Genomic DNA, 25,346 nt, shown 5'->3' with positions numbered 1-25,346 from the left:
CCTTCGGCATACAGGCGTTTTCCCCCGCCCGCGGGACATCGTCCCGGCTGCATCGTCCCCTCGAAGATGCAACACCACACCGACTCGAGCCCTATCGCGACATCCAATCTCATACACCACACGGCGCATGCTCTCCCAGGACGTCGAATACGTAGTGAGCACTCACCCCTTTATGCGTTTAGTCTGCCACAGAGGCGCACTCACTTTCTTCACGCAAAGCACACTGTCATCCACCACAATGAACACCAATGGATGACAATGCAAACTTTTCGATCCATCTATCACAAAAAGGGAACCAGTTTGAGAATATCAGGTTGTGCATTCATCATGCCGAAAACTGCAGACTAGGCGCGTTCCACGCCCACACGCACACACCGTCTGCACGAAGTGAGGCCTAACATGATGAAATAAAAGCGGATAACAAAAAAGGCACCATCGTTGCTTCATGGTTGCGCATGACGCAAGACACGATCATCGCCATCTGCGGAACACGTCAGGACCTCGACGCACCCGTCGAGCCGGTGCTCGGCCGTGCGAACTTCTTTCACATCGCGAACCTGCGCACCGGTGAAACGCAGGCGCTTCCTAATCCCTACAAGGATATGCGGGAGGGATGCGGCGTGCTGTGCGCACAGTTCCTCGCCGAACGAGGCGTTCACGCCGTGCTGACAGGCAATTGCGGCCCTCGTGCCGCACGCGCCCTGCGCGAGGCCGGGCTCTCCATCTCCTACCCCCACACGGGCAGCGTCAGAGAAGCCATGGAATCGTTCCGCTTAAAGCGGACATCCTCTCCACAAAACCCGGAAGCGCAACCCCGCATTCCCGACTGACCACGCGTGCCATTCGGACCAACCGGTCCATCCTCCACATGACGGCAGGGGGGCAAAAGCCCCCCTGTCGCAATGCACTTCCCTACTTCTCATTCCTGTGTGCCAATTCCATCTCGACTCCGATGGAATTGAGCGTCATTCGTATATCCCACAGGAAAAAGGCCATCGACAGCACCAGGCAGACTATGGCCGCGAAGAACAACCCCTGCACGAGATTCTCCAGATGCAACGCCATGACGTGAATGCCGAACAGGCACAGCATGACGAGGCTGACCAGAAACACGCTGGCCAGCGCAAGGGAGATGGACGCCCGCAGCACACGGCAGCGGTTATAGAGAATGGCGATCTGCCTGCGCATGCCCGGAACATCCGCCTCGGACGCCGTACGCAGGCGGTCCAGCAGCAGGTGGATGCGGTCGATGGGACGACCGATGCGGTTGGTCATAGACAGAATGAGCAGGCCCACGCCGGAAATGAGCACGCAGGGGCTGATGCACGCCTGCAGGATGCTCGTGAGCACTTCTATGGTCATGTTGCGACTCCTTGGGGGATTGTTGCCGCCCTCTGACCCGGAGGGCGCATTGGCTCGTTACTCCCGCCGCGCATGGTGCGTCAACGCACGCCGCCACACCCAATGTCTTTCCACGGCGCGACTTCTTCAACGAATTTCGGCCGCTGGCAGTGCTTTTGGCATTTTACACCCGGCAGGCACCTTTTCTCCACATTTTCCAAAAGCCAACAGGAAAGCCGCCTCGAACCGACAGGCACTCCTTCGTAATGACACCTAATGACGGCACGCTCCCGTGGCGCGCAAAAAAGGGGGGACACCTTCCGGTGTCCCCCCTTCGATTCGCTCCGTGATGAGGAGGCTACTTGCACATGGCCTTGCGCAGACACAGGGCGGCGCCGCCCCAGGTGATGCCGAGACCGATGATCATCATGATGGTTGCTTCGATGGACATATTGTTACCTCCTCAGGGAATTGTCGGTGATGGAAACGAAATCGGCCGGGCTTCTTCTGGCCTGAAGCATGAAGCCGACAACGACGGTGGCGACGAACACGACCCAGCCGAGGGTCACGATGCTCACCAGCGAGTAGCCGCCGTACAGGGTGCTCAGATCGCCCCAGAGATTGGTGACGAACAGGAAGGCCAGCATGGGCACGGTGACGAAGCGCAGGCACACGGACCACACGGTGCCGACGTAGAACTCGGAGTTGCGGTTCACGTGGTCGCGCACGACATCAAGGTTACACAGCCAAGCCACGAAGAATATCTCCACGAGGGCCGCACCCATAATGCCGAAGTTGTTGATGAAGTGGTCGACGATGTCGAGAATCAGCAGGCCTGCGCCGGTGCAGAAGGCCAGCGAGACGACAAGGCCCACGCCGCAGATGATGTTGGTGGCCTTGGCGCGGCTCCACTCCATCTTGTCCATGAAGGCAGAGATGCAGGCTTCCACGATGGAAATGTGGGAGCTGACGCCGGCCATGGTCAGGGACAGGAAGAACAGCGTGCCGAACAGCGCGGGCATGGGCATGAGATTGATAGCGGTAGGAATGGTGATGAAGGCCAGGCCCACGCCGCCGGAAACCACTTCGTTGACGCCCACGCCCTGCTTGGCGGCCATGTAGCCGAGCACGGAGAAGATCATGACGCCCGCGGCCATGGAGAAGCCGCAGTTGATGAACACAGTCATGCAGGCGTTGTTATTGATGTCGGCCTTCTTGGGCAGGTAGCTCGAGTAGGCGATCATGATGGCGAAGCCGATGGACAGAGTGAAGAAGATCTGTCCGTACGCGGCGACCCACACCTTGTAGTTGGAAAGGGCGCTGAAGTCGGGCTTGAAGAGCCAGTTGAGGCCTTCCTGCGCGCCGGGCAGCGACACCACGCGCGCGATCATGACGAGCAGCAGCACGAACAGGGTGGGCATGAGAACCTTGCCTGCGCGCTCAATGCCGGTCTTGACGCCGGAGACGCAAGCCGCCCAGGTGATGCCCCAGCCGATGAGCATGGCGATGAGGATCGTATTCTGGATGCCGCCCAGATCGAAGGGCGAGCCGGTCAGACCGAGGAAGCTGCCGAAGAAGAAGTCCTTGGGCGCTTCACCCCAGGCCTGGGTCACGGCGAAGCCGGTGTAGGCGATGGACCAGCCGATGATGGCTATGTAGTACACGGAGATGACGAAGGCCACCAGCACCTGCATCCAGCCCAGCCACTCCCACTTGGGATTGATGGCCGCGAAGGTCTTGGGCGCGCTGCCACGGAATTTGTGGCCGAGGCCGAACTCAAGAATCATGAACGGAATGCCAGCGGTGAGCATGGCGAAGATGTAGGGAATCAGGAATGCGCCGCCGCCATTCTCATAGGCCATGTACGGGAAGCGCCAGATGTTACCGAGACCGATGGCCGAGCCGACGGCCGCGAGGATGAAACCGATCCTCGAACCCCACTGTTCACGTTCGTTCATTACACACCTTCCCTAATACGTGTTGATACCTCGATCGCCCGGACCCACTGCGCGGCGGTGTTCCGCCGTCGCAACCCCTTGGGGTCCGCGCGATCTCCCTTTGCACCGCCGGGGCGCGGTGCCGGTTTTCGATTCAAAAACGCTGTTCTCACAGGCGTTTTCGCAATCGAAACCGCAGGCCAGCAACCCCGGAAAAGTCAAGGAACTGTGATTACCGCTGTTCCGCTACAAAGTCCAGAGACAAATGACCATTGCAGCGGTACTTTTTGCGAAAACCATACAGGACAGGCGCATAATACGTCCAATCTGTGTTGATACAGACGCAAATTGCGCCCAACAGCGCTGCCATGGACAATGACAGACCGCCCCTTTCCATCCGCTACACAACGCGCATCGTTTGTAGTAGAAAAGGAGCTGCAAACAGCTCGCAACCACCTGGAGAATTGAAAATAAATGCCCGCCGACGACAGACATCTTTCCGAAACGAAAACGCTCCACCTCCTCGTGGCGATCCCGATCTGCCGGGATAATCTCCCCATGGCGCTGGCCTCGGCGCTGTCCATCGTGGACGCCGGAGGCCCGCCGCCCCTGTTCCATGGCACGGACACCGCCATCCTGCGGCTGGCCGAACGCATCATGCCTCTCGCCCCGCGCCCCGTGGAGGCAGAGAGTCCCGCCGAGCTGCGCTCGGCAGCCGGACACGGTGGCCCTATCCTCGCCGTGCGCCCCGGAGCCATGTTCCTCGCCACTCCCGAGGCCGTTGCCGAGGCCTTCGCCTCCCACCCCTCGCACGAGGCGAACCCTGCGCAGCATCTGCCGCTGGCCCTTCATCCGGCGGACGGTTCCCCGGCGCGTGTCCTCGCTCCGGCGGCCCCCATCCTCGCCCCCCCGCGCGACATGGGGAACGCCACCCTCGTGGCGGACCTCACCGGGGCATGCACGGTCATGACCCACATCCTCGTGGCCGAACAAGACGCGTCCATTCCCGTGTCCCTGCGCACGTTGACCCGCGCGCATCTGCCCTTCGCGCGACTGGTGGAACGCGCACAGCGCGCCATCCATCAAGCAGATCCGGATTTCCACGGCGTTCCCTTCCCACCGGAATGGCTCTGCGCCGACCACACGTTCCTCGTATCGGACCGCCACCCCATGCCCCTGCTCCGCCTGCCGCAGCAACCCCTGCGCCTCGACCCGCAATGGCTGGCCTACGTTCCAGACAGCGCCTCGCGCGGCCACCTGCCCGCACGTAGCGACGGCGGAATTCTCGTCCTCGACGAGGAGGGCGCTCCAGTCCCCCGCCGCGCAGACGCATCCGACGCTGCGCGAGGACTCCTCGCCGAGGGCAATGCGGCGCAAGCCCTTGCCCTGCTCGACGAAACCCTGCGCGGAAATCGACATGATCGCCGCGCCCTGCTGCTGCTTGCACAACTCCTCGAATCGCTCGGTGAAGATGAACAGCTCGCGCGGATACTGACCTACCACCTCGACTCCCGCCCTGACGATGCCGATGCGCTGGGCATGCTCAACGCAACCCGCCGCCGGGGCATGGATCGCCTGCTGGCCCGCTGCGAAATCGACAATACGGGCTACCTTCCCCGCCCCTTCCGCGTGTCGGTCATCGTATCCACCTATGCCTCGCAGGCCTTCATGGCCGAATGCCTCGCCGACCTCGAGGCCCAGAGCATCGCCGCGCAGACGGAAATCATCGTCGTCGATGCGGCATCGCCCGAAGACGAACGTTCCGTGGTCGCCCAATTCCAGAAACGGCACAACAACATCCGCTACATTCGCACCCCGGAGCGCATCGGCATCTATCCGGCGTGGAATCTGGCCATTCACGTCAGCACCGGCACATACATCACACCCTTCAGCACCAACGACCGCCTCGCGCCGGACGCCCATGAGCGTCTCGCCGCCACCCTCGATGCCCGGCCGGACAGCCTGCTCGCCTTTGGCGACACACTGCTCACGGACGAGCCACACCAAAGCTTCGCCAACCACAGCCCGAGTGTCCGCCACGGTGGGGCGTGGCGCTGGCCTGACTACAGCTTCGAGTACAATCTCGTCTCGTGCACAGTGGGTCCACATCCCATGTGGCGACGCCAAACCCACGCCAGTCACGGCTTTTTCGACGAGCGCTTCCCCGCCCTTGGCGATCAGGAATTCTTTCTGCGCGTCGGGCGCAGTTCCCGGCACGTCCACATCCCCCACTTCACCGGACTGGCATGGCTCTCGGACTCGGCCCTCTCCGACGAAAGCCACACCCAGCAGGAGCTTCTGCGCATCCGCCACCGCTACCAGTGCATTCACGCACGAGACATGGTAGAACTCAGCGTGCTCAACACATACGTCGACGACCTCCTTCATCTGGCACGGAAGCGGGGCATCCCCGCAGCGGCGGCCCTCTTCGCCCGCCACGCCCAACGCCTGGCCGACAGCCCCCTGGTGGACGACCTGCGCCAACTCCTCCAACCGAAGGAGCCCCGGGAGTCCCATGGCTGCCCCCCCCGCTAGCCCCTTCGCCAGCATTCAGGCCGAACCGACCTCCCGCTGCACCCTGCGCTGTGCCACCTGCCTGCGCGGAAACTTCCCGGAACAGTGGGTCGACGCGGACATGCCGCCCCGCGTTCTCGACGCCCTCATCGACGCGGCCGAATCCTGCGAATCCATGCACCTGCAAGGCTGGGGCGAATCGCTCCTGCGCGACGACATGCCGGACATCGTGCGCGCCGTGGCGAAGCGCGGGGCACGGCCGAGCCTGTCCACCAACGGCACGCACCTTTCCAATAAAACGGCCCGCGCCCTCGTCGACGCCGGGCTGGCATCCATGGCCGTGAGCCTCGCAGGCCCGGACGACGCCACGCAGACCGCCCTGCGCGGTCGGGGCACCTTCTCCCGCGCCCTCGAAGCGCTCGCCACCTTCCATGCGGCCCGGCACGACCGCCACCCGCCACTGCTGGTGAACCTGCTCGTCACGCCCGGCACCGCACGCGCCATCCCCTCCATCCTGCGCCAATGCGCCCGCGCCGGGGCGGACAGGGTCGTCCCCACGCACATGGTCCATGTCTGTTGCGACACCCAGGCCGCTCTCGTGGCCTATGACCGCCCAGAACGCCACACATGGCACTGGCTTGCCGCACGCGTCGCCTCGTGGCGGCACGGCATCGGCTTCGTCCCCCCGCCCATGCGCACCGAGGAACTGCCCGTCTGCCCGCGCGACCCGCTGCACAGCCTCTTCATCGCCGCAGACGGCACAGTCTCGCCCTGCGTGTACCTCTGCCCGCCCATGACCGGGCCATATCCCGTCCGCTTCGGGGACAGCCGCACACAGGCCTCCCGACTCGGCTTCGGAAACATCGCCACCAGCCCCCTCGCCGAAATATGGGACAGCGCGCCATACCGGGCCTTCAGACACGCCTTTGAGCGCCGCCTCGACATCCACGACGCGCTCACCGCAGGCATCGGCGCGGACTTCGAAAGCGCGGCCCGCCTCGACCACGCCGTGGCCGCCATCGCCGAGGCCTTCGCCACCACCCACCGCCCGCCGGACCCCTGCCGACACTGCGCCCACCTGCACGGCGTCTAGACGCCATGCGGCAATCGCCATGGCCGACCGTATCGTTCGTTGATCAATGCAAGCCGTAGGCTCCGCCGGCCAAGGGGCCGCTGGCCCCCTGGACCCCCGATATGCGATAGGCCGTCTGCCCTTGGCTAGCCGTACGGCTTTTAGCGACGAAGCCATAGTGAGGATTGTCAAGGAAATCATTTCCTTGACTGGGGTCCGGGGCAAAGCCCCGGCCGCCAGAGGCATTCTCTTCTCCACCCTCCGCGTAGCGCCCGAAGTGGCGGCTACGCGCGGCGGTAGCGTTCGGCGTCGATATCGAGGCGGCGGAGGATCTTCTGAAGGGAAACGCGTTCGAGGCCGGAGACGCGGGCCGCTTCGGAGATGTTTCCGGCGGTCTTGCGCAGCAGTTCGGTGACGTAGTTGCGGGTGAATTCGTCCATGACGCGGGACTTGGCGTCCTTGTACGGGGGGAGGCTGTCGTCGGCGGGTTCGGCGTCGGGCCGGGCCTCGGCAAGACGAACGAGGGCGAGATCGATGACGTCACCCTGCGAAAACACGGCGAGTCGACGCATGAAGTTCTGCATTTCGCGGACGTTTCCCGGCCACGGACGGCTGGTGAGCCACGCAAGAACTTCCGGAGCGATCTCCTTGGGCATGAGGCGCATTTCGCGGCAAGCCTGCGAGAGGAAATGGTGGGCGAGGAGCGGAATGTCCTCGGTGCGGCGGTTGAGGGCGGGGACATGCACGTTGAGGACGTTGAGACGATAGAAGAGGTCTTCGCGGAAGAGCCCTTCGCGCATCTTGCGTTCGAGGTCCTGATTGGTGGAGGCGAGAATGCGCACGTCCACACGCACGGAGGCGCTGGAGCCAACGGGACGGACTTCGCGCTCCTGAAGCACGCGCAGGAGCTTGGTCTGGATGTTCATGGGAATGTCGCCGATTTCGTCGAGGAGCAGGGTTCCGCCGTCGGCTGCGACGAAGAGCCCTTTGCGGGAGCGGTCGGCACCGGTGAACGCGCCCTTGACGTGCCCGAAGAGTTCACTTTCGAGAAGCTGCTCCGGAATGGCGGGACAATTGACCTGAAGAAAGGACTTTGCGGCACGGGCGGACACGGACTGCACGGCGCGGGCGACCATTTCCTTGCCGGTGCCGGATTCGCCGGTGATGAGCACGGTGTAGTCGCTGGCGGCGACAGCGGCGATGGTCTCCTTGAGCCGCTTCATGGGCGCGGATTCGCCGATGAGGGCCGTCCCGAGTTCGCTTTTGGCCATGAGCTCGCGCAAGCGCGAGTTCTCTCCGAGCAGACGGGCGCGTTCGAGCCCCTTTGCCGTGGCGCGGAAGAGTGCGTCCGGCTCCACGGGCTTGGTCAGGAAATCGTAGGCTCCGGCCTTGAGGGCCTCCACGGCGGATTCGATGGAGCCGTACCCCGTGAGCATGACCACGGAGAGATTCGGCTCCGCGGCAAGGGCCTGCCGCAGGAGTTCAATGCCGCCGATGCCGGGCATGCGCAGGTCCGAGAACATGAGCGACACACGTTCGCGGGAGAGGATGTCCAGCGCTTCGTCCCCGCTGGTGGCGGTGCGGGTGGCGACGTCGGGGAACTCGCGCTTGAGCAGGCGGGCGAGGCCGCGCGCGAAATCTTCCTGATCGTCGACGATGAGTATCGCCTCAGGCTGGGCGTTGTGTATCTGCATCTGTTGCATCCGTATCCTCCGGAACGGGGAAAGTGAGCGTGAACTGTGCGCCATCGCGATTTTCGACGTCGATGGTGGCACCCATCTCGCGTACGAGGCCGTAGACCACGGCCAGTCCGAGGCCCGTTCCCCGGCCCACGTCCTTGGTGGTGAAGAAGGGGTCGAAAATGCGGCCGAGGTTCTCGCGCGGGATGCCGGGACCGTTGTCGGCAACGATGATGAGCACTTCGCAGCGGGTGGCATCGTGCACGGCGCGCAGGTGGACCTGCCCGGTATCGCGGGCCACGGCGTCGAGGGCGTTGAGCAAGAGGTTCGAGAGAATCTGTTCGAGAGACGCGGGGTCCGCCTTGATAAGCGGCAGGGCCACGGGCAACTCGGTGGTCAGGTTGACGTGACGTGCCTCGGCCTGCACGGCGAACACGTCGCACACCATGCGTAGCACATCGCCGGGATCGCAGGGACCGTCGGACGCCTTGCGCGGGCGGGCGAAGTTCAAAAGTTCCTGGAGCACGCGCTGGGCCTGCCGCGTATGGCGCAGGATGACATCGAGGTCGGCGCGCTGCTGGTCCCCCCCCGCGGCGGAGCGCAACAGTTCCGCGTAGCAGGCGATGATGCCGAGCGGATTGTTGATCTCGTGGGCGAGTCCGGCGGCCAGCTTGCCCACGGTGACGAGCTTCTCGTTGTGCTGCATGCGCGTGAGCATGAGCTTTTCGGCCGTAACCTCGCGCGCGTAGACGACGGCGCGCCCGTCGCGGTTCTGCCCCCCGCGCACGGGATAGACCGAAACCTGGAAGGTCCGCCCACCGGGGATTTCCTCCTCGTAGGACAGAGGCGTGCCCCGGCCGAGAACGCTCTGCAAGGGGCAGCCCGATCCGTTGTTGGGGTCGAGGCCCAGAAGACGCGGCGCGGCGTCGATGCCCTCGTCGGCCTGCGACGCGCCGAGCACCCGCGCGGCCTGATTGGCAAGCACCACGCGGCACCCGCCATCCATGAGCAGCAGTGGGTCCGCGATGCCCTCGAAGATGGAGCCGAGCAGGTCGTTCTGGGTGAGCAGCGTGTCCAGCGCGTTGAGATTCTCCATGGCGATGCCGAGCTGCTGGCCGAGAGCCACAAGCACGTCGCGCACCTGACCGGGTTCGATCTCCGCGTTGTCGCCGGTTTCGAGGTACAGGTAGCCCTCCACGGTGTGGTCCGAGGAACGCACGGGCACGTAGGCGCGGTCGTGGAAGACGAGTGCCTCGCCCGAGGCGACGATGCGCTGCCAGTCGTCCGGCAGTGGCGGGCGGACGTCGGGCACGGGCCACGAGTAGAAATTCTGGGATGCCAGCGTGCAAATGAAGGCGGCCCTGCGCGCCTTGAACCGCTGGCCGATGCGCGGCAGCGAGGCCTCGATGAGTTCGCGGCGGGTGTGGCTGACATTAAGCGTGTCGAGCAGACTCACGAAGAGCATGACGTCCGTGCGGCGCTCCATGGCTTCGAGGGAGAGGTCCGCCGTGCGGTCGTCCACCATGCGCCGCAGGTTCACGGCGTAGTGCTCCAGCTCGCGCCGGGCGGTGCTGAGGTGCGCGGCCAGTTCCTCCACGCCGTGCATGACGTCCTCAATCTCGTCGCCCTTGCCGAGCCGGTCCAACACATCGGTATCGGCCTGCTCGGTGAAGTGATGCCCGAGCACGTCGGTGAGGCGGCGCAGGTTGTGGACCACCACGCGATTGAAAAGCACATTGACGATGCCGAAAAAGAGCAGCGCACCAGCCACGGCCAGCGAGATATAGCCGAGCGTGGCCCCGCGGATGCGTGAGAGGGCGCTACCCACGGGCAGGGTGACGGACGTCACGCCAGCCACCACATCCGCCTCGTGGCCGAAGCCGCGCTGGCTGCCGTAGCGTTCGATGAGTTCGCGGGGGGCCTTGTCCGGCGAGCCGTGGCAGTTCATGCACGAGGTCACGAAGGTGACCGGGCGCGCGGTGATGTAGAACTGCTGCCCGGCGATGGTGTCGAAACGCGAGAAGGTCGTGGCGCTCGGATGTTCGCGGAAGTAGCGGATGAGTTCGATCTCGCGCTTGTTGGCCTCGTAGTGCGGATTGCGGGCGTTTATGGCCACGCGGCGGTAGTTGTGGGGCGTCACGTCTCCTGAGGCCATACCGTCCATCACCTTGCGCGAGATGTAGGACGTGCTCATGGCCTCGATGATGAACTGATCCTTGGGCAGCACGCGGTACATGGTGGGCCGCAGGGTGGAGCGGACATAGGTGCGCACCGCCTCCACCTGATTGAGCATCAGTTCCGCCTTGCTGGCGACCTCCGTCTCAAGGAGCGAACGCAGATGGAAATACAGGCCGCAGGCAAAGAGCAGGCCGCCGCCGAGGGCGATGCCCGCGAGGCCTATGAGGAAGCGCGTCTGGAGTTTGGTCGGTTTCGTGACTCGCATGGTGTGATGTACCCGCGCGGTGCGTCGGGCATGGTCCTGTGCATGGCACACTAGTCGGGATAGGCCGTCGGCGCAAGGGGCGGTGCGTCCTTGAGTTTACAGGTGCTTTCCGAAGTTTGCATTTCGTGACGACGACAATTGTTCAAAACGACCGTTGCGTGGGCAAGAATGGTCAACCGCAACAATGGCACAAAGATTGCCTGCAATGTCGGTGTCGTATCAACACGTTCCAATGCAAAACTGGAGGCGAACATGGCACATGGAGAGCTGGATCGTCCAGGATGTGCGCCGGTATGGATTGTCAGCGTGATCATGCTGGCCTATGCCGCGCTCGTGCAGTCCGGCGCGGTGACCGATGCGCTGAAATACCTGCACGTTCACAAGGAAATGGATACGATGGTCATCCTCGGCTACGTGGGCGGCATTCTCGGCGTGGTGACGGGAGTGCTGCTCAACGCGCGCCGGGACAAGGCGATCACCAACTTCGACACCTTCGTCATCAACACCATCCCCGGCATCCTGTTCATCGTCCTGCTGGCCATGACCATCCGCTGGTTCGCCGAACCGCTGGTGGTTATCGCGTCCAAGGGGCTTGAGGGGGCATTCGGCTTCTCCATGTACAAGGTCCTGAACCTCAACTACGTGGTGCTCGGCATCCTCGTGGGCATCATCATCACCAACACGTGGGGCATCCCGCACTTCGCGGCCTCGGGCGTAAAGACGGCGCGCTTCGTGCTCAAGATGGGCGTCATCCTGCTCGGCGCGCGCTACTCCTTCGCGGAACTGGCCAAGCTGGGCATGACCTCCGTGTGGATGATCGGCTTCTTCGTGCTGGGCACGGTGTTTATGGTGCTGTGGCTGGGGCGCATCTTCAACCAGCCCAAGTCCATGAGCGGCGTGCTTTCGGCGGGCATGGGCGTGTGCGGCGTGTCGGCCACCGTGGCCTGCGCGCCGGTGGTGCGCGCGCGGTGCTCGGAGATGGCCTACACCATCGGCACCATCCTCGGCTTCGGCGTGCTGTGCATGTTTGCCTTCCCCACCATTGGCAAGATCGTGGGCATGACGCCCACCCAGTTCGGCGCGTGGGCGGGCACGGGCATCCTCAATTCCGCACAGGTGGCGGCGGCCTGCTTGGCCTACAACGCCGTGGACATCAAGACCCTCAAGGTCGGCGAGATCTTCAACATCACCCGCGTGCTCTTCCTGCCGGTCATCGTGCTGGTGCTGGCCATGTGGTATGGCCGCGAGGTCGGACAGAAGCTCAGCTTCAAGGAAGTGGTCATCGACAAGTTCCCACTGTTCATCCTCGGCTTCCTGCTGCTGTTCCTCATGTCGTCCGTCGGCCTGTTCAGCCCGCCCAGCCACTACAAGGGCAAGTATCTCGACTTCAGCTACAGCCAGCGCACCGAGGTGACTCCTGAGGAGCTGGAGGTGGTGAAGGGTGCCGTGGCGCAGGGCGTGCCCGGTCTACACATGGAGGAGGCCGAGGCCCTTTCGGACCTCGCCCACCAGCGGCAGTTGGCCGGAAACTTCGCAGACAAGGACAACAGCGCCGTGTACGACACCACGGCCAGAAAGCGCATGGATGCGCTGGAGTCCATCCTCGCCCGCGCCAAGGGCAAGGAAATCGCCATTTCCGCGGAACTCAAGTCCGCCGTGAATCACGCCGTGAAGCAGGTCCACAAGAAGTCCAAGACCATCGTCGCGCTGACAGACGCCATGATGTGGTTCTTCGCCTACGGGCTCATCGGCCTCGGCATGCAGATCACGCGCAAGGCCATCGCGCAGGCGGGCAGTTGGCCGCTGGCCATCGGCCTCATCTCCGGCGTGACCAAGGCCACGCTGTCATTCCTGGTGGTCATCCTGTTCGTCAAGGAAGTCGTGCTCAAGTAGGAGGAACCCATGTCCGAAGTGAGAGTGGAAAATTGCGACGTGCAGCGTGACGAGCAGTCCTCCAACGAGGAGCGCGCCCTGTCGGTGTTCGCTTCCGAGCGCAACGAGGACCTGACGGCCCTCGGCTTCGTGCTCGTGGTGGTCTTCTTCGTCCTGCTGTTCACCAAATGGTTGGCGTAGTGGATGGCCGCGCGACGGCGCGGCGTCCTCCGCATGCCGACGCGGACCCGCCGGTCCGCACAGGCCCTCCCTCATCCGCCGCCCCGGCCCGTGAACACGCGGGCCGGGGCACGGCGAAACACACCGAAGGAAACATGTTCGCAAACATCCTCGTGGCAACACATGGCACCCCCGGCGCGCAGCGGGCAGAACAGCTCGCCGCGCGGCTGGCCGGGGACTGGGGAGCGCGGCTTACCGTGCTTTCCGTGGTCAACGCGGACTGGAGCCTCATGACCGGGGACGACTGGCTCAATTCCTCCGCCACACGCAACCATTTCGCGGACTACGTGGAGGCCGAGATAGACCGCGAGATGCGCGCCGTGTGGGAACGCATCCGCGAACAGATCGCCCCGCTCGATCCCGCGTTCGTGCGGCGGGTGGGGCCTCTGGAGCAATCCATAACCGACGCCGCCCGCGAAACAGGAGCGGATCTCATTGTGGTCGGAACGCGACAGCAGCGGCAGGCTCCCGGCTTTCGGGCGCGGCTGGACGACAGGCTCTTGCACCCCGAATTACCCTGTCCGTTGCTGGTGGCTCCGTGAACGTGTATTCTCGCTGGATGATGGACACGTCCGGCCAACAGTTTCGGGACATGATGGATCGCCTCATGCGCAGCGACGCGACATGGACCGAGGTCAACCTGCCGTGGGCCCCGGAATTCTGGACCGCGCTCACGCCAGAGACGCTGGCCCGCCTCAATCCCCACTGGGAAATCGCGCGGTGCGACGGCGAGACGCTCGATGTCCACGACCATCTGCTGGACGAGCCGCTCACAGTGCGCATCCGCATGCACGCGAACCACGTCTCGTGGGTGGCGGAGATCGAGCCGCTTGGCGTGGCGCTCATGGCCCGCTCCCATGCCGACGGGGCGAACACGCTGTTCACCAGCTCCGGCGAGCCGCCCATGCAAGCCAACGTGCCCGCCGAGTTTCGTGGCAAGTGGGCGTTCTTCTGGCTGCGTAGCCTGCGCGAGTATCTGCGCGTATGCGGTGCCTGCGGCCTATCCGGCGCGTTCTGGCGGCTATTCATGCGCCGCTGCTGGCTGACCATGACGCCGCAGCAGCGCCGCGTAAGCCTGTTTCTCGTCAAGTTCACCGTAATCGAGATGATTCTCATCGTGGCCCTTGGGCTGGGCTACTGGCTGTATCTGAAATTCTGACCGGGAGGGTGAGCATGGGTCCTGTCCTACGCAACTGGATGCGCCATTTCCTGTGGTCGCTGTGTGCCGTGTGCTACGTCGGCTCCATGCCGGTGATCGTCTATCAGCTTCTCGGGCAGGGGCGCTCGTGGCCGGGCCTGTTCGTGCGCACGGCAGTGCTGCCGGGCGGGGAATGGCGGGCGCATGTCGTCTGGGACAGTCCGGGGCTTGTCGCCGTCGCCTGCGCGGCCCTTGTTGCGGCGGGCATCTACGCCACATGGCGGCGGCATGATTTCCTGAGTTATCGCGAGTCGCGCTTTCGCAGCGCCGGAGGATTCTAGGCGGGATCGGGCCAAAGCCCTTTTTCGATGACGCGGGATAATACGACGCGCCGTCGGCATTTTCCAATGCCGTCGGTGCGTCTTTTTGTGAGGAAAATCGCAAGCGGTGGAGATTGCGCCATCGGCCGACGGGCTGCACGCATGCCGATAGGAATAATCGTGTCAGAACGGGATGTTCGGACATAGACAATTCCCGTGGGGATTCCTATCTTGAAGCTAACGGGAAAGGGTTCCAATGGTTCAACAGCTAACGGACAAGGAGGACCCATGATCGATAGGGAAAGACTTGCAGACAGACGGCGCATTGGCATGAAGCTGCTCCGCTGGCACAGCGAGCAGGCACCCCACATCAAGAGGATCACCGGCGAACTGAGCGACGACGAGGCCATGCGCCTTCGCGGAAAGCTCGGAACCACCCGGGTTTCCGAATCCCGCCGCCGCAAGAAGAACAAGGACGCCATGTCCCTGCGGGAAATGCGTCAGGAACAGGATTGGCCCTGGTACGATTTCTAGACGGTACGCCGTCTCAACATAGCAGATGAACGCACACGACACGCCCCCGGCCGCAAGGCCGGGGGCTTTTTTGCGTTCCGCGCGGCGAAGGGGGTGCCGTGAATGGACGTTGTCGTTCGCGGCCCGATGCAAGACGCGGCCTCCGGCGGCCAAGGGAGCGCGGCTCCCTTGGATCCCCGAATAGGCGATTGTCCGCGTCCCCATTGCGTGCGTTCCGGCTTTGCCGCTGTCCCCATGTCGGGGGTCCAGGGGGCCGGCGGCCCCTTGGCCGGCGGAGCCTACGGCTTGCGCCTGTCAATGAACGATACGCCCCAGCCACTGCGCGAAATCCGCCCCAGCCCATCATACCGCTTCCCCACCCGCGCCACACGTATCGCAGTGCGCCGCAGGCCCTGCGGCCGCGCGCATCATCGCAAAGACGTCACGCTGTAATGGCGCTGGGGCACCGAGAAAAAACATTGACAGATAATTTGCGAATTCGATATTTACTGCTTCGCGAATTGACGAATCGGAAAATTCCTGCATCATGAATTTTCACATCACCCCTGACGGGGAGAGAAGCGGAACACAACACATGAAGAGACAGCTCGACCAGACGGACGCCAGACTCGTAGCGGCGCTGACCGAAGACGGCCAGCAGTCGACGGGCAGGCTTGCCGAGCGTCTCGGCGTGACCGGCCCGACGATTCGTTCGAGACTCAAGAATCTCATCACTTCCGGAATGCTGCGCGTGGCCGCGCTGGTCGATCCCTTCCGCGTGAAGGGGCTGACGGTGGCGCTTGTGGGCCTATGCGTGGAGAGCCACAACAAGCTTGACCGGAAGATGGAGCAGATATCGAAGCTGGAGAAGGTGAACTGGGTGGCCGTAATTACCGGCCGCTACGACCTGCTGGTCGAAATCGTACTCACCGACGGCATAGACGACCTCTATCACTTCATAAATGAAGAGCTGTCCCAGATCGGCGGCATCACCAACACGGAGTCCTTCGTGGTGATGCAGGCCCGTCGCAAGTGGATACTGCTGCCGCAAGGCGCACGGGACAGCGGGGAAAGATAGCGAAGACGAGCGTGGACGGAGCAAACGGGTTCCGCCCGCGCGCCTTATCGTTACCGGTTCCGCCCCAAGGCGGAAATGAGCCAACATCCAACACGAGGATTGTGCCCATGATCATCGGTGTCCCCAAGGAAGTCAAAACGTTGGAGAACCGGGTCGCAATGACCCCCGGCGGCGTGAAGAGCCTGACCAAGCGTGGCCACGAGGTGCTCGTGGAACGCGGGGCCGGTCTCGGCAGCGGCATCACCGACGAGGAATACTCCGCCGTCGGCGCACGCATCGTCAGCACCGCCGAAGCCTGGGCCGCCGAGCTGGTGGTCAAGGTCAAGGAACCCATCGCCTCCGAGTACGGGTACCTGCGGGAGGATTTGATCCTCTTCACCTATCTCCACCTTGCCGCGGACGAACCGTTGACCAAGGCACTGCTCGATTCCGGCTGCACGGCCATCGCCTACGAGACCGTCCAGCTTCCGGACCGCACCCTGCCGCTACTCATGCCCATGAGCGAAGTGGCTGGCCGCATGGCCGCACAGGTGGGCGCACGCTATCTGGAGCGCTCGCAGGGCGGACGCGGCATTCTGCTTGGCGGCGTGCCCGGCGTGTCTCCGGGCGCGGTGGTTATCCTCGGCGCGGGCATCGTCGGCACCAACGCAGCCAAGATCGCCCTCGGCCTCGGCGCGCAGGTCACCATGATCGACATCAACCACCACCGGCTGGTGTACATGGACGACGTGTTCGGCGGACGGCTGATCACCATGACCTCGACGGAGCACAACATCCGTCAGGCCGTGCAGTACGCGGACCTGCTCATCGGCGCGGTACTCATTCCCGGCGCCAAGGCCCCGAAGCTGGTCACGGCCAACATGGTGAAGACCATGAAACCCGGATCGGTCATCGTGGACGTGGCCATCGATCAGGGCGGCTGCATCGAAACCATAAAGCCCACCACCCATGCCGACCCGATCTACGAGATCGATGGCGTGGTGCATTACGGCGTGACGAACATGCCCGGAGCCGTGCCCCGCACCTCCACGTTCGCACTCACGAACCAAACCATCACCTACGTGCTCAAGCTCGCCGACGCCGGCCTTGATGCCCTGCGCGCCGACGCCGCACTCCGGGGTGGATTGAATACATACAAGGGCACACTGACGTGCCCCGCCGTTGGCGAGGCTTTTGGCCTCCCTGCATCGGCACCAGAGGTCATCCTCTAAAGCGTACTCTCACATCATCCCTGTTTTGCGGTATACCTCCCGCACCATGGCCCCCGGCACCCCCCTTTATGCCGGGGGCTCTGTTTTTCGGCGTCCGAAAATGCAAAGGCCCGTTCCCCCACGAGAGGAACGGGCCTTTGAAATATGCATTGGCGGATGCGCTTCAGCGCCGGGCGTTGCCGCGACCGGCGCGCGCGTTCTGGGCCTGCGCCGGGGCCAGCTTGCCCGCGCCCCCCATGAGCGCGGCGAGATTCGCGAAGCTTTCCTCCAGCGTCGATCCGCTGCCCACTTCCTGCTGCAGAAAGGCCCGCTGGGGACCGATCATGTCGAGGGCCGCGTCGATCTCGGCGTTGGAACCGCGCGCGTACGCGCCGATGTTCACCATGTCCTCCACACGGTTGTACGTGGCGAGCAGGCGGATAAAGTCCTGCCCCACACGCAGCATGTCGCGTGGGGTCACATCGGAACGCAAACGGGACACGCTTTTCAGCACATCAATGGCGGGATAGTGGCCCTGATCGGCCAGATCGCGTGTGAGCACAATGTGTCCATCGAGGATGGAGCGCACGGAGTCCGCCACCGGCTCGTTGAAGTCGTCGCCATCCACGAGCACGGTGTAGATGCCGGTGATGGTGCCGTTGACCGAGCGCCCGGCGCGTTCCAGAAGTTTCGGCAGCGCGGCGAAGACCGACGGTGTGTAGCCGCGCGTGGTGGGCGGCTCCCCGGCGGCGAGGCCAACCTCGCGGGCGGCCATGGCGAAGCGGGTCACCGAGTCCATCATGAGCAGCACGTCCTTGCCCTGATCGCGAAAGTATTCGGCCATGGCCGAGGCGGCGTAGGCCGCGCGCATGCGCACCAGCGGGCTCATGTCCGACGTGGCGACCACGAGCACGGAACGGGCCATACCCTCGGGACCGAGATCCTTCTCGATGAATTCCAGCACCTCACGGCCGCGTTCGCCGACAAGGGCGATGACGTTGACGTCGGCGCGGGTGTAGCGGGCCATCATGCCCATGAGGGTAGACTTGCCCACGCCGGAACCGGCCATGATGCCCACGCGCTGCCCCTTGCCGAGAGTGAGCAGGCCATTGATGGCGCGCACGCCCACGTCCAGCGGCTCCTGAATGCGCGGACGGTCCAGCGGGTTGAGCGGATTGGCGTAGAGAGGATAGTAGGCGGCCGGGGCAATGGGCGTGCCGTTGTCGAGGGGCGCGCCGAAGGCGTCCACGGCGCGGCCGAGAAAATTGCGACCCACCGGGAACAGGGGCGGGGTAGCCGTATTGCGGATAAGGGAGCCGGGCCGGATGCCGCGCATCTCGCCGTAGGGCATGAACAGGCTCGCGCCCTCGCGGAAGCCGACGACCTCGGCGTAGATGGCGTTCTCGGCGCGGCCGTCGGGCAAAAGCTCGCACACCGCGCCAAGGGGGGCCTTGATGCCGCGCCCTTCGGCGATGAGACCGACCACCTTGCTGACCTTGCCGTAGGTCTGGCAGGGGTTGGTATCGCGAAGCAGGGCTATGCAGCCGCGCGGATCGAGGCTCACCGGTTGTCTCCGTTGACGATGCCGAGCTGATCGAAGACCGGTGCAACGGCCGCGAAGCGCCCGGACACGGAATTATCCACCATGCCCTCCTCGCTTTCGAGGACCATGCCGCCCTGCGCGAGGGCGGGATCGACCCGCAGTCCCCAGCGTTCGAGGTCCGGATGCGCGGCCTTGGCGCGTTCAAGTAGCGCCTGCATGATTTCCTCGTCCTCGGGCCGAATGCGGATGACGAGGCCCTTGTGCGTGTCGATGGCGTCAAGGGCCTGATCGAGCAGCGCGGCAAGCACCTCCTCACGGCGGGAATCGAGTTCCACGGCCAAAAGGCGCTCCACCGCAAGGCGAACGAGAGTGACAATGTCCTGACGGTGGCGCTGCCAGATGGCGTCGCTGCCTTCCTGCACGGCGCTCATGGCCTGCGCAAGGGTGATGGCAGACTGGTCCACGGCGGCGTCGAGCTGGGCCTGACACTGCGCCGCGGCCTCGTTCAGTCCCTCGTGAAAGGCACGCTCGCGAATCTCCTGCGCCTCGCGCATGGCATCGGCAACGATCTCGCGGGCACGGTCCGCGGCCTTTTCCTGCACGCGGCGCATGTATTCCTCTTCGGTATGCGCCGACCACCCGCGCGAGGTGCCCTGCATGCGCTCCAGCGTCTCCTGCGAGAGGCCGTTGCCGCCAAGGCCCACGACGATGCGCCCCTGCCGCTTGCCCTGTCCGTCAGACAAAGACATCTCCGCCTCCGCGGCCGATCATGATGCGTCCCTCGCTCTCCAGCCTGCGAACGATCTTGACGATGTTCTGCTGCGAGCTTTCGACCTCGGACAGGCGCACCGGGCCCATGATTTCGAGATCCTCTCGAATCATGGTGGCGGCGCGTTCCGACAGGTTCTTGAAGAACTTTTCCTGAAGATCCTCGGTAGACCCCTTGAGGGCCTTGGTCAGGTCCTCGTTGGAGACCTCCTTGAGCAGTTCGCGGATGGAGCGGTCGTCCAGCGCGCGAATGTCCTCGAACACGAACATGAGGTTGCGGATGTCCTCGGCCATCTGCGAGGATTCCTCCTCGATCTCGGAAAGGACCTCTTCCTCGGTGGCGCGGTCCACGGCGTTGAGGATTTCGGCCACGGCCTGCACGCCGCCGACCTTCTTGCCTTCCTTGCCGCCCATGGCGATGAGCTGACTCTGGAGCACCTTGTCCACTTCGAGGAGCATTTCCTCGGCCACGGCCTCCAGCCGGGCCAGACGCATGAGAATCTCGGGCCGCACACCGGCGGGCAGCGCCTGCAACAGGTCGGCGGCCTGATCCGGGTGCAGGTGGCCGAGGATGAGGGCCAGCGTCTGCGGATGCTCGTTGCGCAGAATCTGCGACAGGATGCGCGGGCTGACGTTCTCCAGTTCGCGGAACGGAGCCGGGCCGGTGTCGAGATCGAGCGCGTCGAGGATGTACTTGGCGGTCTCGGAGTCGAGGTTCTTCATGAGCAGCTTCTTGACGGTGTCGGGACCGCCCATGAGCATCTCGGCGTTGAGGATGAGCTGGTGGTGGTACTCGCGAAGCACCTCTTCCACCTGCTCCTTGGGTATGGTCTCCATCTCCACCATGGCCTTGGAAATCTGGGCGATCTCGGTGCGATCGAGCCGCTTGAACACCTCGGAGGTGAACTTCTCGCCCATGGCCAGCAGCAGGATGGCTGTCTTGTGCGGTCCGGAAAGGCTCATTACGTGGTGGCCTCCTCTTTGAGCCAGGTCTTGATGATGGCCATCGCGCCGTCCATGTTCTGCTCGGAAAGTTGCAGGGCGTGGGCGCGAATGTCATCGAGCTTGCGCAGCGCCTCCAGCTCCTCCTCTTCCTCGCCCTCGGAAAGGGCGATGCGGCCCTCGCCCTCGGGCAGTCCGGCGATGCCCTCCACGCCCTCGACCTCGGTCTTGGGCCGAATGAGGGCCATGACCACGGGCCTCACCACGAGTACGAGGAACAGGAAGATCAGCAGTCCGTTGAGGAACGGCTTGCCCAGCCGCTGCACGTATTCAAGGATGATCTGCGCGAGGTCGGCCCTGATTTCCTGTTCCGGTCCGCCAAAGGAGATGCTCGATACCTCTATGGTATCGCCGCGCACCTCGTCCAGTCCCACGGCATTGGAAACGAGCTGACGGATGCGCGCCAGTTCCTGCGCATCGCGCGGGGCAAAGGAGAATTCGCCAGTGGTCTTGCCATCGGCGTCGAGCACGTCGGTGTACACGCCATCGACGATGACGGCCACGGTCAGCCGGTCCAGCTCGCCGATGGGGGAGACGATCTCCTGCTCGATCTTGTTGATTTCGTAGTTGGTGGTTCTGGTCTCGCGGGTGGCCTGCTGGTTGGAGACCGCGCCGCCCGGGCCGTCGCCACGGAAATTCGGTTCGGCAACGCCGGACTGGAGGTTGGCGGCACCCTGCTGGGTTTCCTCGCTGCGCTGTTCGCTGCGGATGACGGCGCTCTCGGGGTCGTATTCCTCCTTGTGCGTCGTTTTCCGGCTGAAGTCCAGATCGGCGTTGACCTTGGCGATGACACGGCCGGGACCGTACAGCGGAGACAGCATCTCCTCGATGCGCAGCTCAAGGGCGTGCTCCACGCTGTTCTTCTGTTCGAGCTGCGTGGTGGAGAGGGAGTCGGACGACTCCTTGGGGGAATAGATGATCTCGCCCTTGGTGTCGGCCACGGTGATGCGTTCCGTCGAGAGGCCTTCCACGGCCATGGACACCAGATTGACGATGCCGTTGACTTCCTCGGGGGTGAGCTTCTCGCCCTGCTTGAGCTTGATCACCACGGAGGCCGACGGCTCGGACTTCTCTTCGAGGAACAGCGTCTTCTGCGGCAGGACCAGATGCACGCGTGCGCGCTCCACCTGTGGGAACTCGCTGATGGTGCGCGCCAGTTCGCCCTGCAGGGCGCGCTGGTAGTTGATGCGCTGCACGAAGTCCGTCTGGCCGACCTTGACCTCGTCGAAAATCTCGAAGCCGATGCCCTGCCCGTGGATCTTGCCCTCGCCAGCGACCTTGAGCCGCAGGTCGTAGACCTGATCGGCGGGGACCATGATGGTGGAGCCGTTCTCGCCGAGCTTGTACTTCACGCCTTCCTTCTGGAGCATCTGCACCACGCTGGACGCGTCCTCGGGATACAGGCGCGAGTACAGCACGCGGTAGTCGGGCTGGTTGAGCCAGAAGATAAGCAGGAAGAAGGTGACGATGACCGTCACCGTCAGCCCGGCGATGAGGACGCGCTGGGAGACGGTGGTCCTTCCCCAGAAGGATTTGGCCCTGTCGAGTGTGTCGTTCAGAAACGGGGGCATGGTCGCTCCGTGGATGACGTGTCAGGATGCGGCTAGAACTGCATCCGCGAAAGTTCCTTGTAGGCCTCCAGCACCTTGTTGCGCACGGCGGAGGTCATGCGCATGGCAAGGCCCGCCTTCTGGAGGCTGATCATCAGCTCATGCACATTCTGCGAGCGTCCCGAGGCGAACTCCTCAATCATGGACGTCTTGACGGCGTCGAGCTCGTTGACCTTATGCAGGGAGTCGGTGACCGTCTCGGTGAAGGGCTTCTGGACCTTCATGAAATGCTTGGCGGTCTCCTCGGCGCGGGCCGTGGCGATAGGATCGTCCATGCGCTGACGGCGGACCTCGGTGTCCACCGCGCGGGCGAAGCTCGACGACGCGGGGGAAGCCTTCGACAGCGGCTTCACGCCGCCCACGCCGTTGATGCTGCCGCTCTGCATGGCGGTGCGGTATGCGGAAAGCGCTGCGCTACGGATATCGACCATGATGAATCTCCCCCTTCGCCTAGCGGCCTATCTCAAGGGCCTTGGAGTACATGCCCTTGATGGACTGGATGGAGGTCACCCCGGCCTCGTAGGCGCGCGATGCCGTCAGCATGTTCGTCATTTCCTCGACGACGTTGATGTCCGGGTAGGACACGTAGCCCTGCGGGTCGGCATCGGGGTGTCCCGGCTCGAAGACGCGCTTCATGGGACGGGAGTCCTCGGCGATGCCCAGCACGCGGGAGCCTTTCAGCTCGCGGCTCATGGAGTCCTGCATCACCTTGGAGAAGGGGGAATCCACGTCGGCCGTGGCGCGGACCACTGCGCGGCGGCGGTAGGGACCGCCCTCCGGCGTGCGGGTGGTCTTGGCGTTGGCGAGGTTCATGGACGTGATGTTCATGCTCGTGCGTTCGGTGGACAGTCCGGACGCGGCGATGTCGAGTGCGGTCATGAAATCCATCATGGTCTATCGCCCTCCTTCGGAGATGATGTTGGTCATCCCCTCGAAATTCTTCTTAATGACGGTGGTCAACGCGTTGTAGGCAAGGCTGTTCTTGGCCATGATGGACATTTCCTTGTCGAGGTCCACGTTGTCCTCGCCGTGAATCACGCGGTGCTTCAGGTTCGAGGCGAGATCGGGGCCGAACTGCCCCGCCTCGAAAACATGCGGGATGTGGTCGGCCTGCGTGCGCGTCATCTTGCCCCGGGCGTCGAGGTCGAGGGCCGCCTGCAAATCCTTCTCGAATTCCAGACGCTGGACCTTGTAGTTCGGGGTCGTGATGTTGGACAGGTTGCTCATGACGACATTTTGACGCATGAGCCGCATGTCCAGTACCTTTGCGGTAAGGTTGATATGCGATCCGAAAAGGCTCTTCATCCCACGTTCCTCCTGCATTTCCCGCTGCATCGCGCCGCGGTGCGCCCGTCGGGGTTCCGACCCCGCCCCGGTGCGCACAGGGGATAAAGCAACGCCTGTGCCAACCGCCTCGCCGCCACGGCGCACCCGCCCATAACCCCCCAGCCTACCGCGAAAACAAACCAACGCCGCCCCCGCGCCATGCCCTTGCGCCCACACCGTGGCACACGCATTGCATGACGATGGGCGGGCGGTCATATGTGCCGCACCGATCGGCCGGACCAACGGCCGGAGCGCATCGTGTTTTCGTGCCGGGAACGGTTCCCGGAATTCCCAGAGGAGGGGAATGAGATGAGCAGCCATCTTGATTACGAGATCAACAAGGAACTTGGAGAGTGCTATCTCTTCATGGGCGATCTGGAAAAGGCCCACGAGTATTACAGCAAGGCCGTCACCTGTAATGGCGTGCATCCCGATCCCTATCTCGGGCTTGCCACCATCGCCGTACAGCGCGGCGACCTCGATGACGCCCTTCAACTCTACACGAAGGCCGCGTCCATCGATGCCGACGACAAGTCGCTGGCGGGCATGGGTCTCGTGGAAATGGAACTGGGCAGGCACGAGGAGGCCTTCGGGCACTTCGCGGGCGCGCTGGAGCGCAACCCCGAAAACCTCATCGCCGTGTTCATGATGGTCCAGCTGGGGCACACCCTCGGCCGCATCGAGGAAACCCTGCCCCACATGGAAAACTTTCTCGCCATCTCCCCGCTCAAGCACGACGTCAGATACTCTCTGGCGGGCTGCCTGTCCTGCCTCGGCAGGACCGACGAGGCCATGGCGCATCTGGAGCAGATTCTCGCCAACGACCCCTCGCACGAGGCGGCGCGCGAGCTGCTCGAACAGCTCAGGTCATAACGGCTCCGGCGCGGCGCGGGCTTCGGATCCCTCCCGGCCATCCGTCGCGCGGCTGCCGATGACGCAATGATCTCCCCTCCCCTGCCTGGTTTCCCGGCTCCGGCGCGATTCGCGCCGGGCCGGGGGCCGGGCATCTCGTCGTGCGCGAAGGGGACGCCCGCTCGCCTTGCCTAAACCCCCGTTTTCTGGCACAGCCCTCCCGAACCCAAACCCCCAGAAGCGAGGTTTCGACATGGAGCTTGTGTCCATTCGGCGCGCCATCCTGAGCGTGACCGACAAGACGGGACTGGTCGATTTCGCACGCTTTCTCTCCGAGAACGGCGTGGAACTCTTCTCTACCGGCGGAACCCGGAAAATGCTCCTCGACGCTGGCCTTCGTGTGGCCTCCGTCAGTGAGGTGACCGGCTTCCCCGAAATCATGAACGGCAGGGTCAAGACCCTGCACCCCCACATCCACGCCGGCATCCTCGCCGACAAGGACAACCCCGAGCACATGGAGACCCTCGCGAAGCTCGACCTCGCGCCCTTCGATCTCGTGTGCGTCAATCTCTACAACTTCGCCGAGGCCGCCGCCCGCGGGCTGGACCTCAAGGCCGCCGTCGAGCAGATCGACATCGGCGGTCCCTGCATGCTGCGCGCCAGCGCCAAGAACTTCCACTCCGTCCTCGTGGCCCCCGGTCCGCAGCACTACGCGCGCATCCGCGAAGAGCTGGAAGCCAACGGCATGAAGGCCCCCCTCGCCCTGCGCAAGGACATGGCCGCCCTCACCTTCCGCCAGACCAACCGCTACGACGGAATGATCGCCGACTACCTCGAATCCCACGAGGCATAGGCCAGCTTCGACGATTCCCCCGCGGTCGCCGACGCGGCCGCGGGGTTCTCCGCGC

At 63.9% G+C, this 25,346-nt stretch carries 25 protein-coding genes; 13 read left to right on the top strand and 12 right to left on the bottom strand.

From position 1 onward, the window contains the following. Positions 1 to 455 precede the first annotated feature (455 nt). Complete coding sequence (locus tag GGQ74_RS14655; RefSeq protein ID WP_167942342.1) at positions 456 to 830, top strand: NifB/NifX family molybdenum-iron cluster-binding protein; 375 nt, start codon at positions 456 to 458, stop codon at positions 828 to 830. An 82-nt stretch (positions 831 to 912) separates the two neighbouring features. On the opposite strand, the gene GGQ74_RS14650 is transcribed toward GGQ74_RS14655, so the two are convergent. From GGQ74_RS14650 to GGQ74_RS14640, 3 genes are all read right to left on the bottom strand, one after another. Then, entirely contained in the window at positions 913 to 1,362 is a 450-nt protein-coding gene (locus GGQ74_RS14650) for a DUF2721 domain-containing protein (protein ID WP_167942341.1), read from the bottom strand. Between the two features lie 337 nt (positions 1,363 to 1,699). After that, entirely contained in the window at positions 1,700 to 1,792 is a 93-nt protein-coding gene (locus GGQ74_RS14645) for a MetS family NSS transporter small subunit (protein WP_167942340.1), read from the bottom strand. 4 nt (positions 1,793 to 1,796) lie between these two features. Then, positions 1,797 to 3,299: a sodium-dependent transporter gene (locus tag GGQ74_RS14640; protein ID WP_167942339.1), complete on the bottom strand. Its 1,503-nt coding sequence runs from the start codon at positions 3,297 to 3,299 to the stop codon at positions 1,797 to 1,799. A 453-nt stretch (positions 3,300 to 3,752) separates the two neighbouring features. Here GGQ74_RS14640 and GGQ74_RS14635 point away from each other — a divergent pair, with 453 nt between their 5' ends. After that, positions 3,753 to 5,813 carry a glycosyltransferase gene (locus GGQ74_RS14635; RefSeq protein ID WP_167942338.1) on the top strand — a complete coding sequence of 687 codons (2,061 nt, stop codon included), beginning with the start codon at positions 3,753 to 3,755 and terminating at the stop codon, positions 5,811 to 5,813. After that, positions 5,794 to 6,885, top strand: coding sequence for a radical SAM protein (locus tag GGQ74_RS14630; protein WP_167942337.1), 1,092 nt, complete (start codon positions 5,794 to 5,796; stop codon positions 6,883 to 6,885). Before GGQ74_RS14635 ends, GGQ74_RS14630 begins: the two co-directional genes overlap by 20 nt. A 263-nt stretch (positions 6,886 to 7,148) precedes the next feature. Here GGQ74_RS14630 and GGQ74_RS14625 read toward each other — a convergent pair whose 3' ends face one another. Both GGQ74_RS14625 and GGQ74_RS14620 read right to left on the bottom strand, forming a co-directional pair. Further along, positions 7,149 to 8,558 (bottom strand): sigma-54-dependent transcriptional regulator, encoded by a 1,410-nt coding sequence (locus GGQ74_RS14625; RefSeq protein WP_167942336.1) that lies wholly within the window; start codon positions 8,556 to 8,558, stop codon positions 7,149 to 7,151. Beyond that, positions 8,533 to 10,986 (bottom strand): c-type heme family protein, encoded by a 2,454-nt coding sequence (locus GGQ74_RS14620; RefSeq protein WP_167942335.1) that lies wholly within the window; start codon positions 10,984 to 10,986, stop codon positions 8,533 to 8,535. Before GGQ74_RS14620 ends, GGQ74_RS14625 begins: the two co-directional genes overlap by 26 nt. Before the next feature lie 252 nt (positions 10,987 to 11,238). Between GGQ74_RS14620 and GGQ74_RS14615 the strand changes: the two genes are divergently transcribed. From GGQ74_RS14615 to ald, 8 genes are all read left to right on the top strand, one after another. Beyond that, entirely contained in the window at positions 11,239 to 12,879 is a 1,641-nt protein-coding gene (locus tag GGQ74_RS14615; protein ID WP_167942334.1) for a YeiH family protein, read from the top strand. Positions 12,880 to 12,888: 9 nt separating this feature from the next. Further along, positions 12,889 to 13,059, top strand: a complete 171-nt coding sequence (locus GGQ74_RS14610) for a hypothetical protein (protein WP_167942333.1) — start codon at positions 12,889 to 12,891, stop codon at positions 13,057 to 13,059. 134 nt (positions 13,060 to 13,193) lie between these two features. Then, positions 13,194 to 13,640 (top strand): universal stress protein, encoded by a 447-nt coding sequence (locus GGQ74_RS14605; RefSeq protein ID WP_167942332.1) that lies wholly within the window; start codon positions 13,194 to 13,196, stop codon positions 13,638 to 13,640. Continuing rightward, on the top strand, positions 13,637 to 14,257 hold the full coding sequence (locus GGQ74_RS14600; RefSeq protein WP_167942331.1) for a hypothetical protein: 621 nt from the start codon (positions 13,637 to 13,639) through the stop codon (positions 14,255 to 14,257). The genes GGQ74_RS14605 and GGQ74_RS14600 overlap by 4 nt, the downstream gene beginning before the upstream one ends. A gap of 14 nt (positions 14,258 to 14,271) precedes the next feature. Further along, complete coding sequence (locus tag GGQ74_RS14595) at positions 14,272 to 14,577, top strand: hypothetical protein (RefSeq protein ID WP_167942330.1); 306 nt, start codon at positions 14,272 to 14,274, stop codon at positions 14,575 to 14,577. Positions 14,578 to 14,844: 267 nt separating this feature from the next. Beyond that, the gene (locus GGQ74_RS14590) at positions 14,845 to 15,090 is read left to right on the top strand and encodes a hypothetical protein (protein WP_167942329.1); all 246 of its coding nucleotides are present in this window, start codon (positions 14,845 to 14,847) and stop codon (positions 15,088 to 15,090) included. Positions 15,091 to 15,664: 574 nt separating this feature from the next. After that, positions 15,665 to 16,147 carry an Lrp/AsnC family transcriptional regulator gene (locus GGQ74_RS14585; RefSeq protein WP_167942328.1) on the top strand — a complete coding sequence of 161 codons (483 nt, stop codon included), beginning with the start codon at positions 15,665 to 15,667 and terminating at the stop codon, positions 16,145 to 16,147. Positions 16,148 to 16,254: 107 nt separating this feature from the next. Next, positions 16,255 to 17,358 (top strand): alanine dehydrogenase, encoded by a 1,104-nt coding sequence (gene ald / locus GGQ74_RS14580; protein WP_167942327.1) that lies wholly within the window; start codon positions 16,255 to 16,257, stop codon positions 17,356 to 17,358. Positions 17,359 to 17,521: 163 nt separating this feature from the next. Here the strand turns inward: ald and GGQ74_RS14575 are convergent, their stop codons facing one another. The 7 genes from GGQ74_RS14575 to flgB all read right to left on the bottom strand — a co-directional run bounded on the left by GGQ74_RS14575 (position 17,522) and on the right by flgB (position 23,565). Next, complete coding sequence (locus GGQ74_RS14575; protein ID WP_167942326.1) at positions 17,522 to 18,901, bottom strand: FliI/YscN family ATPase; 1,380 nt, start codon at positions 18,899 to 18,901, stop codon at positions 17,522 to 17,524. After that, on the bottom strand, positions 18,898 to 19,629 hold the full coding sequence (locus GGQ74_RS14570) for a FliH/SctL family protein (protein ID WP_167942325.1): 732 nt from the start codon (positions 19,627 to 19,629) through the stop codon (positions 18,898 to 18,900). The genes GGQ74_RS14575 and GGQ74_RS14570 overlap by 4 nt, the downstream gene beginning before the upstream one ends. Continuing rightward, positions 19,616 to 20,611, bottom strand: coding sequence for a flagellar motor switch protein FliG (fliG, locus tag GGQ74_RS14565; RefSeq protein ID WP_167942324.1), 996 nt, complete (start codon positions 20,609 to 20,611; stop codon positions 19,616 to 19,618). The genes GGQ74_RS14570 and fliG overlap by 14 nt, the downstream gene beginning before the upstream one ends. Further along, on the bottom strand, positions 20,611 to 22,221 hold the full coding sequence (gene fliF, locus GGQ74_RS14560) for a flagellar basal-body MS-ring/collar protein FliF (RefSeq protein WP_167942323.1): 1,611 nt from the start codon (positions 22,219 to 22,221) through the stop codon (positions 20,611 to 20,613). Before fliF ends, fliG begins: the two co-directional genes overlap by 1 nt. Positions 22,222 to 22,253: 32 nt before the next feature. Next, positions 22,254 to 22,535: a flagellar hook-basal body complex protein FliE gene (fliE, locus tag GGQ74_RS16600; RefSeq protein WP_167942427.1), complete on the bottom strand. Its 282-nt coding sequence runs from the start codon at positions 22,533 to 22,535 to the stop codon at positions 22,254 to 22,256. Positions 22,536 to 22,710: 175 nt separating this feature from the next. After that, the gene (gene flgC / locus GGQ74_RS14550; RefSeq protein WP_167942426.1) at positions 22,711 to 23,148 is read right to left on the bottom strand and encodes a flagellar basal body rod protein FlgC; all 438 of its coding nucleotides are present in this window, start codon (positions 23,146 to 23,148) and stop codon (positions 22,711 to 22,713) included. Positions 23,149 to 23,154: 6 nt separating this feature from the next. Then, a complete protein-coding gene (gene flgB / locus GGQ74_RS14545) occupies positions 23,155 to 23,565 on the bottom strand; it encodes a flagellar basal body rod protein FlgB (RefSeq protein WP_167942322.1) in 411 nt (136 codons plus the stop codon). A gap of 330 nt (positions 23,566 to 23,895) precedes the next feature. Here flgB and GGQ74_RS14540 point away from each other — a divergent pair, with 330 nt between their 5' ends. Next, entirely contained in the window at positions 23,896 to 24,459 is a 564-nt protein-coding gene (locus GGQ74_RS14540; protein WP_167942321.1) for a tetratricopeptide repeat protein, read from the top strand. Positions 24,460 to 24,691: 232 nt separating this feature from the next. Beyond that, complete coding sequence (locus GGQ74_RS14535; protein WP_167942320.1) at positions 24,692 to 25,291, top strand: IMP cyclohydrolase; 600 nt, start codon at positions 24,692 to 24,694, stop codon at positions 25,289 to 25,291. Positions 25,292 to 25,346 lie beyond the last annotated feature (55 nt).

It is taken from the genome of Desulfobaculum xiamenense (assembly GCF_011927665.1).
GTDB classification, from domain to species: Bacteria; Desulfobacterota; Desulfovibrionia; order Desulfovibrionales; family Desulfovibrionaceae; genus Desulfobaculum; species Desulfobaculum xiamenense.
Note: the sequence above shows the minus strand (reverse complement) of the source record. Positions and strands in the feature narration are given on the sequence as shown.

What these genes read in the sequence shown, in the direction of transcription:
- ald (WP_167942327.1), top strand. Translation starts at nt 16,255, where the DNA reads ATGATCATCGGTGTCCCCAAGGAAGTCAAAACGTTGGAGAACCGGGTC.
- GGQ74_RS14605 (WP_167942332.1), top strand. Translation starts at nt 13,194, where the DNA reads ATGTTCGCAAACATCCTCGTGGCAACACATGGCACCCCCGGCGCGCAG.
- GGQ74_RS14630 (WP_167942337.1), top strand. Translation starts at nt 5,794, where the DNA reads ATGGCTGCCCCCCCCGCTAGCCCCTTCGCCAGCATTCAGGCCGAACCG.
- GGQ74_RS14625 (WP_167942336.1), bottom strand. Translation starts at nt 8,558, where the DNA reads ATGCAGATACACAACGCCCAGCCTGAGGCGATACTCATCGTCGACGAT.
- GGQ74_RS14585 (WP_167942328.1), top strand. Translation starts at nt 15,665, where the DNA reads ATGAAGAGACAGCTCGACCAGACGGACGCCAGACTCGTAGCGGCGCTG.
- GGQ74_RS14610 (WP_167942333.1), top strand. Translation starts at nt 12,889, where the DNA reads ATGTCCGAAGTGAGAGTGGAAAATTGCGACGTGCAGCGTGACGAGCAG.
- flgC (WP_167942426.1), bottom strand. Translation starts at nt 23,148, where the DNA reads ATGGATTTCATGACCGCACTCGACATCGCCGCGTCCGGACTGTCCACC.
- GGQ74_RS14615 (WP_167942334.1), top strand. Translation starts at nt 11,239, where the DNA reads ATGGCACATGGAGAGCTGGATCGTCCAGGATGTGCGCCGGTATGGATT.
- GGQ74_RS14640 (WP_167942339.1), bottom strand. Translation starts at nt 3,299, where the DNA reads ATGAACGAACGTGAACAGTGGGGTTCGAGGATCGGTTTCATCCTCGCG.
- GGQ74_RS14620 (WP_167942335.1), bottom strand. Translation starts at nt 10,986, where the DNA reads ATGCGAGTCACGAAACCGACCAAACTCCAGACGCGCTTCCTCATAGGC.
- flgB (WP_167942322.1), bottom strand. Translation starts at nt 23,565, where the DNA reads ATGAAGAGCCTTTTCGGATCGCATATCAACCTTACCGCAAAGGTACTG.
- GGQ74_RS14540 (WP_167942321.1), top strand. Translation starts at nt 23,896, where the DNA reads ATGAGCAGCCATCTTGATTACGAGATCAACAAGGAACTTGGAGAGTGC.
- GGQ74_RS14570 (WP_167942325.1), bottom strand. Translation starts at nt 19,629, where the DNA reads ATGTCTTTGTCTGACGGACAGGGCAAGCGGCAGGGGCGCATCGTCGTG.
- fliF (WP_167942323.1), bottom strand. Translation starts at nt 22,221, where the DNA reads ATGCCCCCGTTTCTGAACGACACACTCGACAGGGCCAAATCCTTCTGG.
- fliG (WP_167942324.1), bottom strand. Translation starts at nt 20,611, where the DNA reads ATGAGCCTTTCCGGACCGCACAAGACAGCCATCCTGCTGCTGGCCATG.
- fliE (WP_167942427.1), bottom strand. Translation starts at nt 22,535, where the DNA reads ATGGACGATCCTATCGCCACGGCCCGCGCCGAGGAGACCGCCAAGCAT.
- GGQ74_RS14535 (WP_167942320.1), top strand. Translation starts at nt 24,692, where the DNA reads ATGGAGCTTGTGTCCATTCGGCGCGCCATCCTGAGCGTGACCGACAAG.
- GGQ74_RS14595 (WP_167942330.1), top strand. Translation starts at nt 14,272, where the DNA reads ATGGGTCCTGTCCTACGCAACTGGATGCGCCATTTCCTGTGGTCGCTG.
- GGQ74_RS14650 (WP_167942341.1), bottom strand. Translation starts at nt 1,362, where the DNA reads ATGACCATAGAAGTGCTCACGAGCATCCTGCAGGCGTGCATCAGCCCC.
- GGQ74_RS14635 (WP_167942338.1), top strand. Translation starts at nt 3,753, where the DNA reads ATGCCCGCCGACGACAGACATCTTTCCGAAACGAAAACGCTCCACCTC.
- GGQ74_RS14645 (WP_167942340.1), bottom strand. Translation starts at nt 1,792, where the DNA reads ATGTCCATCGAAGCAACCATCATGATGATCATCGGTCTCGGCATCACC.
- GGQ74_RS14590 (WP_167942329.1), top strand. Translation starts at nt 14,845, where the DNA reads ATGATCGATAGGGAAAGACTTGCAGACAGACGGCGCATTGGCATGAAG.
- GGQ74_RS14655 (WP_167942342.1), top strand. Translation starts at nt 456, where the DNA reads ATGACGCAAGACACGATCATCGCCATCTGCGGAACACGTCAGGACCTC.